This window comes from Pseudomonas putida (assembly GCA_041879295.1).
Classification (GTDB): domain Bacteria; phylum Pseudomonadota; class Gammaproteobacteria; order Pseudomonadales; family Pseudomonadaceae; genus Aquipseudomonas; species Aquipseudomonas putida_Y.
In genome coordinates, this window is record CP047152.1 from 179,721 (window position 1) to 195,000 (window position 15,280).

Annotated in this window: 7 protein-coding genes and 4 rRNA genes (1 of these 11 running past the window's edge); 6 read left to right on the forward strand and 5 right to left on the reverse strand. The window is 56.1% G+C overall.

What is annotated here, in order from left to right:
- Positions 1–121 precede the first annotated feature (121 nt).
- From GST84_00860 to GST84_00880, 5 genes are all read right to left on the reverse strand, one after another.
- The gene (locus GST84_00860; protein XGB10991.1) at positions 122–1,615 is read right to left on the reverse strand and encodes a succinate CoA transferase; all 1,494 of its coding nucleotides are present in this window, start codon (positions 1,613–1,615) and stop codon (positions 122–124) included.
- A gap of 186 nt (positions 1,616–1,801) precedes the next feature.
- Positions 1,802–3,238 carry an NAD synthetase gene (locus tag GST84_00865; protein XGB10992.1) on the reverse strand — a complete coding sequence of 479 codons (1,437 nt, stop codon included), beginning with the start codon at positions 3,236–3,238 and terminating at the stop codon, positions 1,802–1,804.
- Between the two features lie 2 nt (positions 3,239–3,240).
- Entirely contained in the window at positions 3,241–3,555 is a 315-nt protein-coding gene (locus tag GST84_00870) for an NAD(P) transhydrogenase subunit alpha (GenBank protein ID XGB10993.1), read from the reverse strand.
- 11 nt (positions 3,556–3,566) lie between these two features.
- Positions 3,567–4,688: a Re/Si-specific NAD(P)(+) transhydrogenase subunit alpha gene (locus tag GST84_00875; protein XGB10994.1), complete on the reverse strand. Its 1,122-nt coding sequence runs from the start codon at positions 4,686–4,688 to the stop codon at positions 3,567–3,569.
- Between the two features lie 419 nt (positions 4,689–5,107).
- The gene (locus GST84_00880) at positions 5,108–6,025 is read right to left on the reverse strand and encodes a LysR family transcriptional regulator (GenBank protein ID XGB10995.1); all 918 of its coding nucleotides are present in this window, start codon (positions 6,023–6,025) and stop codon (positions 5,108–5,110) included.
- 160 nt (positions 6,026–6,185) lie between these two features.
- On the opposite strand from GST84_00880, the gene GST84_00885 reads away from it, so the two are divergent.
- The 6 genes from GST84_00885 to GST84_00910 form a co-directional block, all read left to right on the forward strand.
- Entirely contained in the window at positions 6,186–7,367 is a 1,182-nt protein-coding gene (locus GST84_00885) for an acyl-CoA dehydrogenase (GenBank protein ID XGB10996.1), read from the forward strand.
- Between the two features lie 13 nt (positions 7,368–7,380).
- Positions 7,381–8,601 carry a CoA transferase gene (locus GST84_00890; GenBank protein XGB10997.1) on the forward strand — a complete coding sequence of 407 codons (1,221 nt, stop codon included), beginning with the start codon at positions 7,381–7,383 and terminating at the stop codon, positions 8,599–8,601.
- Positions 8,602–9,155: 554 nt separating this feature from the next.
- Positions 9,156–10,693, forward strand: a 16S ribosomal RNA gene (locus GST84_00895).
- 285 nt (positions 10,694–10,978) lie between these two features.
- Positions 10,979–13,892 (forward strand): 23S ribosomal RNA (locus tag GST84_00900).
- Between the two features lie 116 nt (positions 13,893–14,008).
- Positions 14,009–14,124: ribosomal RNA gene (rrf, locus tag GST84_00905) — 5S ribosomal RNA — on the forward strand.
- Positions 14,125–14,572: 448 nt separating this feature from the next.
- Positions 14,573–15,280, forward strand: a 16S ribosomal RNA gene (locus GST84_00910); it runs 830 nt beyond the window's last position.
- The 16S, 23S and 5S rRNA genes sit together here, the layout of an rRNA operon.

Here is a 15,280-nt window from a genome sequence, read left to right on the forward strand (position 1 = left end):
TTGCCCGCTCCCACAGGGAAAGTGCTGCCCTTGAGGGTTGCACATCACCTGTGGGAGCGGGCAAGCCCGCGAAGAGGCCGGAACAGCGGAGGCAGGGCCGCCGTTCCGTACCACATCTGGATCAGCTTGCCAGCATGCGCCCGGTTTCTTCCAGGTTTTCGTGCCAGCTCAGGGCCTCACGCAGGATGTGCGGGGTATGCCCGCCACGCTGGCAGGCGCGGTCGAAATAGTCGTTCAGCGCAGCGCGGTAGTCTGGATGCACGCAGTTGTCGATGATCGCCCGCGCCCGTTCGCGCGGCGCCAGGCCACGCAGGTCCGCCAGGCCCTGCTCGGTGACCAGGATATCCACGTCGTGCTCGGTATGGTCGACATGGCTGACCATTGGCACCACGCTGGAAATCGCCCCGCCTTTGGCAATCGACTTGGTGACGAAGACCGCCAGGTGAGCGTTTCGGGCGAAGTCGCCGGAGCCACCGATGCCGTTCATCATCCTGGTGCCGCAGACGTGGGTGGAGTTGACGTTGCCGTAGATATCGAACTCCAGTGCGGTGTTGATACCGATGATGCCCAGGCGACGTACCACTTCCGGGTGGTTGGAGATTTCCTGCGGGCGTAGCACCAGCTTGTCCTTGTAGCGTTCCAGGTTGCCGAACACATCGGCATTGCGGCGCGTCGACAGGGTGATCGAGCTGCCCGAGGCGAAACTCAGCTTGCCGGCGTCGATCAGGTCGAAGGTGGAGTCCTGCAGCACTTCAGAGTACATGGTCAGGTTTTCGAACGGCGACTCGATCAGGCCGCACATCACCGCATTGGCAATGCTGCCAATGCCGGCTTGCAGCGGGCCGAGCTTGTTGGTCATGCGGCCGGCATCCACTTCCTTCTTGAGGAAGTTGATCAGGTGGTCGGCGATGCCCTGGGTTTCATCATCTGGCGGCAGCACAGTGGACGGCGAGTCTGGCTGGTCGCTGATGACGATACCGACGATTTTGGCCGGGTCGATCGGGATGGCGGTGCTGCCGATTCGGTCGTCGACCTTGACCAGCGGGATTGGTGTGCGGGTCGGGCGGTAGGTTGGGATATAGATGTCGTGCAGGCCTTCGAGGTTGGTGTTGTGCGAGAGGTTGATCTCCACAATCACCTGCTTGGCGAAGATCGCGAAGCTGGCCGAATTGCCCACCGAAGTGGTTGGCACGATGTGGCCTTGCTCGGTGATGGCCACGGCTTCGATGACCGCGATGTCCGGCAGCTTCAGCTGCTGGTTGCGCAGTTGCTCGACGGTTTCCGACAGGTGCTGGTCGATGAACATCACCTGGCCGTCATTGATAGCCTTGCGCAGGGTGCTGTCGACCTGGAATGGCATGCGGCGGGCCAGTACACCGGCCTCGGTCAGTTGTTTGTCCAGGTCATTGCCCAGGCTGGCGCCGGTCATCAGGCTGATTTTCAGAGGCGATTGCTTGGCACGTTCGGCCAGTGCATGCGGTACGGCCTTGGCCTCGCCGGCGCGGGTGAAACCGCTCATGCCGACAGTCATGCCGTCCTCGATCAGACCAGCGGCATCAGCCGCACTCATTACCTTGCTGTGCAGGGAGGACAAGCGGATACGATCACGGTACATGGATTGTTATCTCGGGCTACTGAAACTACTGCAGCGCAGTCTAGAGATTTCGCCCATTGCCGTCCCACGACCATGGTCGTATGAGAAGCCTTGTATTTGAGCCGTTGATCCGGATCAACAAAAGAAAAGCCCCGGCAGATTCTGTCCGGGGCTTCCTTTATATCAGCTGGTTTGTAGCGACTGTTGTCACTCCACCGCCTTGACCATGTCCTCGATGACCTTCTTGGCGTCACCGAACACCATCATGGTCTTGTCCAGATAGAACAGCTCGTTGTCCAGGCCGGCATAGCCGCTGGCCATCGAGCGTTTGTTGACGATGATGGTCTTGGCCTTGAACGCTTCGAGGATCGGCATACCGGCGATTGGCGACTTGGGATCGTTCTTCGCCGCCGGGTTGACCACGTCGTTGGCGCCCAGCACCAGCACCACGTCGGCCTGGCCGAACTCGGCGTTGATGTCTTCCATCTCGAATACTTGATCGTACGGCACTTCAGCCTCGGCCAGCAGTACGTTCATGTGCCCGGGCATACGGCCCGCCACCGGGTGAATCGCATACTTCACGGTCACGCCGTTGTGGGTCAGCTTCTCGGTCAGCTCTTTCAGCGCGTGCTGGGCACGGGCCACCGCCAGGCCGTAGCCTGGAACGATGATCACGCTGTCGGCATTGCTGAGCAGGAAGGTGGCATCGTCAGCCGAGCCGGACTTCACCGGCCGCTGCTCTTGCGAACCTTGCGCCGCGCCACTGTCGGTATCGCCACCAAAACCGCCAAGGATGACGTTGAAGAACGAACGGTTCATCGCCTTGCACATGATGTACGAGAGGATGGCACCGGACGAACCTACCAGGGAACCGGCGATGATCAGCATCGAGTTGTTCAGCGAGAAGCCGATACCGGCCGCTGCCCAGCCCGAGTAGCTGTTGAGCATCGACACCACCACTGGCATGTCGGCGCCGCCGATCGGAATAATGATCAGCACACCCATGATGAAGGCCAGGACCAGCATCAGAGTAAAGGCACTGTAGTGGCCAGTGAAAGTGAACAGAAGGCCGAGGGCGATGGTGGTCAGGCCAAGGATCAGGTTGAGTTTATGCTGGCCAGCGAACTGTACCGGTGCGCCTTGGAAGAGGCGGAACTTGTACTTGCCCGACAATTTGCCAAAGGCGATCACCGAACCGGAGAAGGTAATGGCACCGATGGCAGCACCGAGGAACAGCTCCAGGCGGTTGCCGGTGGGGATCGGATCGCTGATGGCAGCCACAATGCCCATCGACTGTGGCTCCAGCACGGCGGCGATGGCAATGAACACCGCGGCCAGGCCGATCATGCTGTGCATGAAAGCGACCAGTTCGGGCATTTTGGTCATTTCGACGCGCTTGGCCATGATGGAACCGGCGGTGCCGCCGACCAGCAGGCCGACGATGACATAGCCGATACCGGCAGTGGCAAGTTCAGCCCCAAGCTTATAAATGAGGCCGACCGTCGTGAGGATGGCGAGACCCATGCCGATCATGCCGAACAGATTGCCGCGCCGCGAGGTAGTCGGGTGCGACAGGCCCTTGAGCGCCTGGATGAAGCACACCGAGGCGACGAGGTAGAGGAGCGTTACCAGATTCATGCTCATGCTTACTTCTTCGCCTCGTTCTTGGTTTTCTTCTTGAACATTTCAAGCATGCGGCGGGTGACCAGGAAGCCACCGAACACGTTGACTGCGGCAAGGGCCACGGCCAGGGTGCCCATCAGCTTGCCGGCCGGGGTCACGGTCAGGGCCGCGGCCAGCATGGCGCCGACGATGACGATTGCCGAGATGGCATTGGTGACCGCCATCAGTGGGGTGTGCAACGCCGGGGTGACGTTCCACACCACGTGGTAGCCCACATAGATGGCCAGCACGAAAATGATCAGGTTATAGATGCCGTGGGAAATCAGCATGTCTTCCATTGTCGTGCTCCTTAGCCGTTCTTGCGGACGACCTGACCATCACGGCACATCAGGCAGGCCGCGACGATGTCGTCTTCGAGGTTGATGATCAGCGCGCCGTCCTTGTCGAACAGCAGCTTCATGAAGTCCAGCAGGTTGCGTGCATACAGTGCCGAGGCATCGGCACCCACCTGGGCCGGCAGGTTGGTAGGGCCGACGATGGTCACGCCGTTCTCCTGCACCACTTGGTCTGCGACGGTCAGCGGGCAGTTGCCGCCTTGGGCTGCAGCCAGGTCGATGACCACCGAGCCAGGCTTCATCTGCGCCACGGTTTCGGCGCTTAGCAGGGTCGGCGCCTTGCGCCCGGGGATCAGCGCGGTGGTGATGACGATATCGGACTGCTTGGCGCGCTCGTGCACGGCCTGGGCCTGGCGCTGCATCCAACTGGCCGGCATTGGTCGGGCATAGCCGCCAACACCTTCGGCGCACTCTCGCTCCTCGTCGGTCTCGTAGGGTACGTCGATGAATTTTGCACCCAGTGATTCGATCTGCTCTTTCACCGCCGGGCGAACGTCGGATGCTTCGATCACCGCACCCAGGCGCTTGGCGGTGGCGATGGCCTGCAAGCCGGCAACGCCAGCGCCCAGTACCAGGACGCGTGCGGCCTTAACGGTACCGGCAGCGGTCATCAGCATTGGCATGAAGCGTGGGTAGTGATGGGCTGCCAGCAACACGGCCTTGTAGCCGGCGATGTTGGCCTGCGACGACAGCACGTCCAGGCTCTGCGCCCGCGAGGTTCGCGGCGCGGCTTCCAGGGCGAAGGCGGTAATACCGCGTTCGGCCATCTTGCCGATCAGCTCACCGTTGAAGGGGTTGAGCATGCCCACCAGAAGGCTGCCGCTGTTGATCAGGGCCAGTTCCTGGTCGTTGGGGGCGACCACTTTGAGTACCAATTGGGCGCCGTAGGCATCGGCGGCGCTCCCAAGGGAAGCACCCACGGCTTCATAGGCACTGTCCGGAATGGCGGCGTTGAGCCCTGCCCCCCGTTGAACGGTGACCTGATGGCCCTGGCCAATCAGTTTCTTGATGGTTTCGGGGGTCGCAGCGACCCTTGTCTCACCGGTCTGCGTCTCGAGAGGAACACCAATGTGCACGACTATTTCTCCTGCGGTGACCTTTTGTCTTTGTAGAAGCCAGCACACTTCGGATGGTGTGCTGGGGCGGCTGTGGAGCGCCAACCCGCCGGATCCCGGGCGGGGCGAAGCATTTTGCAGACGAACCCGAAGGCCTTCAACCGGTTCTGGAGCGAAACGAAGTCAAAACTACAAGTCACCCTGTGACCGCTTGTCGCAGCAATAGGGTTGCAGCCCGTCAAACATGCGCCATTGGCAGATTAGGAGAAAAAATCAAAAAAAAAGCGGCCAATTCGCTTACGACTAGTTGGATGTCGCAAAATAACCCGCAAAGCCGCGTACTGAGCACGGTTAAAGGGTGTTTTTATGCTTGCGTTACAGTTTGCGAATATGCGACATATACATATATCTGTAGGTGTTTAAAATAATTGACTACAGGGTCAATTTGTCGCGCTTGCCCCTGATCTATTCAGGTAGGCCTGAGCCTGGCTTACCAACCAGTCGCGAAAGGCGCGTAGCGACGCCGACTCCACCTTGCGCTCTGGAATCATCAGATAGTAGGCCTTGTCGCTACTCAGGGCATGCCTGTTAGCGACCACCAGCCTTCCCTCCTCCAACTCCCGCTGGATCAGGAACGGTGGTATCAGGGCAATGCCCATGTCGTGCATGGCCGCCTGGGCGAGCATCGAGAATAGTTCATAGCGCGGGCCTGTCATGTCGCGCTCCACATTCATGCCCACACTGCCGAACCATTGCCGCCAGGCATACGGGCGCGTGCTCTGCTGCAGCAGTGGTAGCTGCGCGATGTGGCGTGCCTCGAGCATGCCCTGGCCGTTCAGCAGTGCCGGGCTGCACACGGGTACTGGGTTTTCACCCATCAGTTGGTGCGACTGGGTGCCTGACCAGTCCGCATCACCAAAATAGATGGCGGCATCGAAGGTAGTGTCGGCGAACAGGAATGGCCGGGTGCGGTTGGTGAGGTTGACTGTGACCTCCGGGTGGCGCTGCTGGAAGTCCTTGAGCCGTGGCAGGAGCCATTGAGTGCCAAACGTCGGCACTACCGCCAGCTCGATCACATTGGCGCCTTGCTGGCGCATGACCGACAAGGTATCGCGCTCCACGGCGTCCAGTTGGGCCGCCACCTGGCGACTGTAGGATAGGCCGGCTTCGGTCAGCCTTACGCCGCGGCGCGAGCGACGGAACAGTTCCACATTAAGGAAGGCTTCCAGGCCACCGATCTGTCGACAGACGGCACCCTGGGTCAGCGCGAGTTCCTGGGCAGCCTTGGTAAAGCTCTCGTTACGGGCTGCCGCCTCGAAGCAAATCAGGGCGGCGGTACTGGGGATCTTACGGCGCATGTACGTCAACCTCACTTGTAAGGCTGTCAATAAGGCGTTTTGCCGATTTACGGAGTGACAAAATATCACTAATTGGTGCGCAATCCTCGTTTGTCCCGGCGGCCGATCAGGCCTAGGCTCAAAGGCACAAGAAACTGACCCCTATTTCGAGGATTCGCTCATGGCCGGTAAAGCAAGCTTCAACTGGATCGACCCGTTGCTGCTGGATCAGCAGCTCACTGAAGAAGAGCGTATGGTGCGTGACAGCGCTTATCAGTTCGCCCAGGACAAGCTGGCCCCGCGTGTGCTTGAGGCCTTCCGCCATGAGCAGACCGATCCGGCGATCTTCCGCGAGATGGGTGAAGTAGGCCTGTTGGGTGCAACCATTCCCGAGCAATACGGTGGCAGTGGCCTGAATTATGTGTGCTATGGCCTTATTGCTCGCGAAGTGGAACGTATCGACTCAGGTTACCGCTCGATGATGAGTGTGCAGTCGTCGCTGGTGATGGTGCCGATCAACGAATTTGGCACCGAAGCTCAAAAGCAGAAGTACCTCCCCAAGTTGGCCAGTGGCGAGTGGATCGGTTGCTTCGGTCTGACCGAGCCTAACCATGGCTCCGATCCTGGTTCGATGATTACGCGCGCGAGGAAGGTCGACGGTGGCTACCGGCTGACCGGCAGTAAAATGTGGATCACCAACAGTCCCATCGCCGATGTGTTCGTGGTGTGGGCCAAGGATGATGCGGGCGATATTCGTGGCTTCGTACTGGAAAAAGGTTGGCAAGGCCTCAGTGCCCCGGCAATCCATGGCAAGGTTGGCCTGCGCGCGTCGATCACTGGTGAAATCGTCATGGACAATGTGTTCGTGCCAGAAGAGAACATCTTCCCGGACGTGCGTGGCCTCAAGGGCCCGTTCACCTGCCTGAACTCGGCTCGCTATGGTATTTCGTGGGGTGCGCTGGGTGCCGCTGAAGCCTGCTGGCACACCGCTCGCCAGTACACCCTGGACCGTCAGCAGTTTGGTCGTCCACTGGCCGCCAACCAGTTGATTCAGAAGAAGCTTGCCGACATGCAGACAGAAATCACCCTGGCGCTGCAGGGCTGCCTGCGTCTGGGTCGCATGAAGGATGAAGGGACGGCTGCGGTGGAAATCACCTCCATCATGAAGCGCAATTCCTGCGGTAAGGCGCTGGATATCGCCCGTATGGCGCGTGACATGCTGGGCGGCAACGGCATCTCCGACGAGTTTGGTGTGGCCCGCCATCTGGTTAACCTGGAGGTGGTCAACACCTATGAAGGTACCCATGATGTGCATGCACTTATCCTGGGTCGTGCGCAGACCGGTATCCAGGCGTTCTATTGATAAGGAGCAAACCATGGGCGCGCTATCACATCTGCGGGTGCTAGACCTTTCGCGCGTGTTGGCCGGCCCGTGGTCTGGTCAGATTTTGGCTGACCTTGGCGCCGACGTGATCAAGGTCGAGCGCCCTGGCAGTGGCGACGATACCCGCTCATGGGGGCCGCCTTTTCTCAAGGATGCCGAAGGTGAGGACACCAGTGAGGCGGCCTATTACCTGTCGGCCAACCGCAACAAGCGCTCAGTGACCATCGACTTTACCCAGCCGGAGGGACAGCGGCTGGTGCGTGAACTGGCGGCGAAGTGCGATATCGTGATAGAGAACTTCAAGGTAGGTGGGCTGGCAGCGTATGGCCTGGACTACCAGAGCCTGAAGGCGATAAACCCGCAGCTCATCTATTGCTCCATTACCGGCTTCGGTCAGACCGGGCCCTATGCCAAGCGCGCTGGCTATGACTTCATGATCCAGGGGTTGGGTGGGCTGATGAGCCTGACTGGTCGTCCGGAGGGTGAAGAGGGCGCCGGGCCGGTCAAGGTGGGGGTGGCGCTTACCGACATTCTGACCGGGTTGTATTCCACGGTCGCCATGCTGGCTGCTCTCGCCCACCGGGATCAGGCCGGGGTCGGTCAGCATATCGACATGGCATTGCTCGATGTGCAGGTGGCCTGCCTGGCGAACCAGGCAATGAACTACCTGACCACGGGCAGCCCTCCTCGTCGGCTGGGTAATGCGCATCCTAATATAGTCCCTTATCAGGACTTTCCGACGGCAGATGGCGATTTCATTCTTACCGTGGGCAATGATAGCCAGTTCCGCAAGTTCGCCGAAGTGGCCGGACAGCCGCAGTGGGCGGAAGACCCTCGATTCGTTACCAATAAGCTGCGGGTGGCCAACCGGGCCGAACTGATTCCATTGATTCGCCAGGCTACGGTGTTCAAGACCACGGCGGAGTGGGTGGCCCATTTGGAGGCGGCAGGGGTGCCATGTGGACCTATCAATAACCTGGCGCAAATGTTCCAGGACCCCCAGGTGCTTGCACGCGGGTTGGCGGTGAGTATTCCCCATCCATTGGCGGGTAGTGCGCCGCAGGTTGCGAGCCCGATACGGTTGTCGGAAACGCCAGTAGAGTATCGCCGGGCGCCACCCTTGTTGGGCGAGCATACCGAAGCAGTGCTGGGGGAGGTGTTGGGGCTGGATGTCGGCGAGGTGCAGCGCCTTCGTGGTGCTGGTGTGCTCTAGATGAATAGCGGGGAGGCCGTCAGGCCTCCCCGCTTTGCTTTTCTGCGCAATCAAGGTTTCTTGAAATTAAAGGTTGACGCGCTTTCGAATCCCCTTATAATGCGCCCCACTTCCAGCGACATCGGAACGAAAAACTCCTTGATATTCAACGAGTTAAGTAGTTAAGGCGAAAGCTGGAGGGGCTACGATCGAATGATCGAAAGCGGTTGAAAAGGTGGTTGACAGTGCTTCTAAGTGCTGTATGATTCGCCTCCCGCTACGAGAGATCGCAGCGAGCCAAGTGTTTGAAGCTAAACGAGTTTCTCGCAAAAAACTTCAAAATAAACGCTTGACAGGCTCTGAGGAAAGCGTAGAATGCGCGCCTCGGTTGAGACGAAAAGCTCTTAACCAAACGCTCTTTAACAAATCGAATCAAGCAATTCGTGTGGGTGCTTGTGAGTACGGACTGATAGTCAAAAAGATTATCAGCATCACAAGTGGCCATGCGAGAAATCACATAGTCATTTGAGATTGCTGAGCCAAGTTTAGGGTTTCTTAAAAACCCAAGCAGTATTGAACTGAAGAGTTTGATCATGGCTCAGATTGAACGCTGGCGGCAGGCCTAACACATGCAAGTCGAGCGGATGACGGGAGCTTGCTCCTTGATTCAGCGGCGGACGGGTGAGTAATGCCTAGGAATCTGCCTGGTAGTGGGGGACAACGTTTCGAAAGGAACGCTAATACCGCATACGTCCTACGGGAGAAAGCAGGGGACCTTCGGGCCTTGCGCTATCAGATGAGCCTAGGTCGGATTAGCTAGTTGGTGGGGTAATGGCTCACCAAGGCGACGATCCGTAACTGGTCTGAGAGGATGATCAGTCACACTGGAACTGAGACACGGTCCAGACTCCTACGGGAGGCAGCAGTGGGGAATATTGGACAATGGGCGAAAGCCTGATCCAGCCATGCCGCGTGTGTGAAGAAGGTCTTCGGATTGTAAAGCACTTTAAGTTGGGAGGAAGGGCAGTAAGTTAATACCTTGCTGTTTTGACGTTACCGACAGAATAAGCACCGGCTAACTCTGTGCCAGCAGCCGCGGTAATACAGAGGGTGCAAGCGTTAATCGGAATTACTGGGCGTAAAGCGCGCGTAGGTGGTTTGTTAAGTTGGATGTGAAAGCCCCGGGCTCAACCTGGGAACTGCATCCAAAACTGGCAAGCTAGAGTACGGTAGAGGGTGGTGGAATTTCCTGTGTAGCGGTGAAATGCGTAGATATAGGAAGGAACACCAGTGGCGAAGGCGACCACCTGGACTGATACTGACACTGAGGTGCGAAAGCGTGGGGAGCAAACAGGATTAGATACCCTGGTAGTCCACGCCGTAAACGATGTCAACTAGCCGTTGGAATCCTTGAGATTTTAGTGGCGCAGCTAACGCATTAAGTTGACCGCCTGGGGAGTACGGCCGCAAGGTTAAAACTCAAATGAATTGACGGGGGCCCGCACAAGCGGTGGAGCATGTGGTTTAATTCGAAGCAACGCGAAGAACCTTACCAGGCCTTGACATGCAGAGAACTTTCCAGAGATGGATTGGTGCCTTCGGGAACTCTGACACAGGTGCTGCATGGCTGTCGTCAGCTCGTGTCGTGAGATGTTGGGTTAAGTCCCGTAACGAGCGCAACCCTTGTCCTTAGTTACCAGCACGTTATGGTGGGCACTCTAAGGAGACTGCCGGTGACAAACCGGAGGAAGGTGGGGATGACGTCAAGTCATCATGGCCCTTACGGCCTGGGCTACACACGTGCTACAATGGTCGGTACAGAGGGTTGCCAAGCCGCGAGGTGGAGCTAATCTCACAAAACCGATCGTAGTCCGGATCGCAGTCTGCAACTCGACTGCGTGAAGTCGGAATCGCTAGTAATCGCGAATCAGAATGTCGCGGTGAATACGTTCCCGGGCCTTGTACACACCGCCCGTCACACCATGGGAGTGGGTTGCACCAGAAGTAGCTAGTCTAACCTTCGGGAGGACGGTTACCACGGTGTGATTCATGACTGGGGTGAAGTCGTAACAAGGTAGCCGTAGGGGAACCTGCGGCTGGATCACCTCCTTAATCGACGACATCAGCCTGCTGATGAGCTCCCACACGAATTGCTTGATTCATTGTCGAAGACGGTTTTTCCTGGTCAGAACCTGGAAATGAGCATTCGTATCGAATGTTGATTTCTGGCTTTTGTCAGATCGTTCTTTAAAAATTCGGATATGTGATAGATATAGACTGAACACCAGTTTCACTGCTGGTGGATCAGGCTAAGGTAAAATTTGTGAGTTCTGCTCGAAAGAGCAACGTACGAATTTTCGGCGAATGTCGTCTTCACAGTATAACCAGATTGCTTGGGGTTATATGGTCAAGTGAAGAAGCGCATACGGTGGATGCCTTGGCAGTCAGAGGCGATGAAAGACGTGGTAGCCTGCGATAAGCTTTGGGGAGTCGGCAAACAGACTGTGATCCAGAGATCTCTGAATGGGGGAACCCACTCAGCATAAGCTGAGTATCTTGTACTGAATACATAGGTGCAAGAGGCGAACCAGGGGAACTGAAACATCTAAGTACCCTGAGGAAAAGAAATCAACCGAGATTCCCTTAGTAGTGGCGAGCGAACGGGGACCAGCCCTTAAGTTGATTTGAGATTAGTGGAACGCTCTGGAAAGTGCGGCCATAGTGGGTGATAGCCCCGTACACGAAAATCTCTTATCAATGAAATCGAGTAGGACGGAGCACGAGAAACTTTGTCTGAATATGGGGGGACCATCCTCCAAGGCTAAATACTACTGACTGACCGATAGTGAACCAGTACCGTGAGGGAAAGGCGAAAAGAACCCCGGAGAGGGGAGTGAAATAGAACCTGAAACCGTATGCGTACAAGCAGTGGGAGCCTACTTTGTTAGGTGACTGCGTACCTTTTGTATAATGGGTCAGCGACTTATATTCAGTGGCGAGCTTAACCGAATAGGGGAGGCGTAGCGAAAGCGAGTCTTAATAGGGCGTTTAGTCGCTGGGTATAGACCCGAAACCGGGCGATCTATCCATGGGCAGGTTGAAGGTTAGGTAACACTGACTGGAGGACCGAACCGACTACCGTTGAAAAGTTAGCGGATGACCTGTGGATCGGAGTGAAAGGCTAATCAAGCTCGGAGATAGCTGGTTCTCCTCGAAAGCTATTTAGGTAGCGCCTCATGTATCACTGTAGGGGGTAGAGCACTGTTTCGGCTAGGGGGTCATCCCGACTTACCAAACCGATGCAAACTCCGAATACCTACAAGTGCCGAGCATGGGAGACACACGGCGGGTGCTAACGTCCGTCGTGAAAAGGGAAACAACCCAGACCGTCAGCTAAGGTCCCAAAGTCATGGTTAAGTGGGAAACGATGTGGGAAGGCTTAGACAGCTAGGAGGTTGGCTTAGAAGCAGCCACCCTTTAAAGAAAGCGTAATAGCTCACTAGTCGAGTCGGCCTGCGCGGAAGATGTAACGGGGCTCAAACCATGCACCGAAGCTACGGGTATCATCTTATGATGATGCGGTAGAGGAGCGTTCTGTAAGCCTGTGAAGGTGAGTTGAGAAGCTTGCTGGAGGTATCAGAAGTGCGAATGCTGACATGAGTAACGACAATGCGAGTGAAAAACTCGCACGCCGAAAGACCAAGGTTTCCTGCGCAACGTTAATCGACGCAGGGTTAGTCGGTCCCTAAGGCGAGGCTGAAAAGCGTAGTCGATGGAAAACAGGTTAATATTCCTGTACTTCCAGTTATTGCGATGGAGGGACGGAGAAGGTTAGGCCAGCCTGGCGTTGGTTGTCCAGGTTTAAGGTGGTAGGCTGAAATCTTAGGCAAATCCGGGATTTCAAGGCCGAGAGCTGATGACGAGTTGCCTTTAGGCGACGAAGTGGTTGATACCATGCTTCCAAGAAAAGCTCCTAAGCTTCAGATAACTGGGAACCGTACCCCAAACCGACACAGGTGGTTAGGTAGAGAATACCAAGGCGCTTGAGAGAACTCGGGTGAAGGAACTAGGCAAAATGGCACCGTAACTTCGGGAGAAGGTGCGCCGGCGAGGGTGAAGGACTTGCTCCGTAAGCTCATGCCGGTCGAAGATACCAGGCCGCTGCGACTGTTTATTAAAAACACAGCACTCTGCAAACACGAAAGTGGACGTATAGGGTGTGACGCCTGCCCGGTGCCGGAAGGTTAATTGATGGGGTTAGCGCAAGCGAAGCTCTTGATCGAAGCCCCGGTAAACGGCGGCCGTAACTATAACGGTCCTAAGGTAGCGAAATTCCTTGTCGGGTAAGTTCCGACCTGCACGAATGGCGTAACGATGGCGGCGCTGTCTCCACCCGAGACTCAGTGAAATTGAAATCGCTGTGAAGATGCAGTGTATCCGCGGCTAGACGGAAAGACCCCGTGAACCTTTACTATAGCTTTGCACTGGACTTTGAATTTGCTTGTGTAGGATAGGTGGGAGGCTTTGAAGTGGGGACGCCAGTTCTCATGGAGCCATCCTTGAAATACCACCCTGGCAACTTTGAGGTTCTAACTCAGGTCCGTTATCCGGATCGAGGACAGTGTATGGTGGGTAGTTTGACTGGGGCGGTCTCCTCCCAAAGAGTAACGGAGGAGTACGAAGGTGCGCTCAGACCGGTCGGAAATCGGTCGTAGAGTATAAAGGCAAAAGCGCGCTTGACTGCGAGACAAACACGTCGAGCAGGTACGAAAGTAGGTCTTAGTGATCCGGTGGTTCTGTATGGAAGGGCCATCGCTCAACGGATAAAAGGTACTCCGGGGATAACAGGCTGATACCGCCCAAGAGTTCATATCGACGGCGGTGTTTGGCACCTCGATGTCGGCTCATCACATCCTGGGGCTGAAGCCGGTCCCAAGGGTATGGCTGTTCGCCATTTAAAGTGGTACGCGAGCTGGGTTTAGAACGTCGTGAGACAGTTCGGTCCCTATCTGCCGTGGACGTTTGAGATTTGAGAGGGGCTGCTCCTAGTACGAGAGGACCGGAGTGGACGAACCTCTGGTGTTCCGGTTGTCACGCCAGTGGCATTGCCGGGTAGCTATGTTCGGAAGAGATAACCGCTGAAAGCATCTAAGCGGGAAACTTGCCTCAAGATGAGATCTCACTGGGATCTTGAATCCCCTAAAGGGCCGTCGAAGACTACGACGTTGATAGGTTGGGTGTGTAAGCGCTGTGAGGCGTTGAGCTAACCAATACTAATTGCCCGTGAGGCTTGACCATATAACACCCAAGCAATCTGCTACGCAGATTGTGGTGGTGAAGACGAAAGACCCGAAAATTCGTAAGACCACAAATATCGCATATCCGGATTCGCTGGGCTGTCCATCTGGACATTCTGGCTACAGAATTTCTTGACGACCATAGAGCATTGGAACCACCTGATCCCATCCCGAACTCAGTAGTGAAACGATGCATCGCCGATGGTAGTGTGGGGTTTCCCCATGTGAGAGTAGGTCATCGTCAAGATTCATTTCGCAAAACCCCTATCTGCACATGCAGGTAGGGGTTTTGTCTTTAAGTAGAAGCTCATGCTTCGTCCTGGTTGGCCGCAAGGTTAGCCAGCTGTAGTTAAAAGGTGGTTGACAGTGTTTTTGAATGCTGTATTATTCACCTCCCGCGACGAGAGATCGAAGCGAGTTAAGTGTTTGAAGCTAAACGAGTTTCTCGCAAAAACTTCAAAATAAACGCTTGACAGGCTCTGAGGAAAGCGTAGAATGCGCGCCTCGGTTGAGACGAAAAGCTCTTAACCAAACGCTCTTTAACAAATCGAATCAAGCAATTCGTGTGGGTGCTTGTGAGTACGGACTGATAGTCAAAAAGATTATCAGCATCACAAGTGGCCATGCGAGAAATCACATAGTCATTTGAGATTGCTGAGCCAAGTTTAGGGTTTCTTAAAAACCCAAGCAGTATTGAACTGAAGAGTTTGATCATGGCTCAGATTGAACGCTGGCGGCAGGCCTAACACATGCAAGTCGAGCGGATGACGGGAGCTTGCTCCTTGATTCAGCGGCGGACGGGTGAGTAATGCCTAGGAATCTGCCTGGTAGTGGGGGACAACGTTTCGAAAGGAACGCTAATACCGCATACGTCCTACGGGAGAAAGCAGGGGACCTTCGGGCCTTGCGCTATCAGATGAGCCTAGGTCGGATTAGCTAGTTGGTGGGGTAATGGCTCACCAAGGCGACGATCCGTAACTGGTCTGAGAGGATGATCAGTCACACTGGAACTGAGACACGGTCCAGACTCCTACGGGAGGCAGCAGTGGGGAATATTGGACAATGGGCGAAAGCCTGATCCAGCCATGCCGCGTGTGTGAAGAAGGTCTTCGGATTGTAAAGCACTTTAAGTTGGGAGGAAGGGCAGTAAGTTAATACCTTGCTGTTTTGACGTTACCGACAGAATAAGCACCGGCTAACTCTGTGCCAGCAGCCGCGGTAATACAGAGGGTGCAAGCGTTAATCGGAATTACTGGGCGTAAAGCGCGCGTAGGTGGTTTGTTAAGTTGGATGTGAAAGCCCCGGGCTCAACCTGGGAACTGCATCCAAAACTGGCAAGCTAGAGTACGGTAGAGGGTGGTGGAATTTCCTGTGTAGCGGTGAAATGCGTAGATATAGGAAGG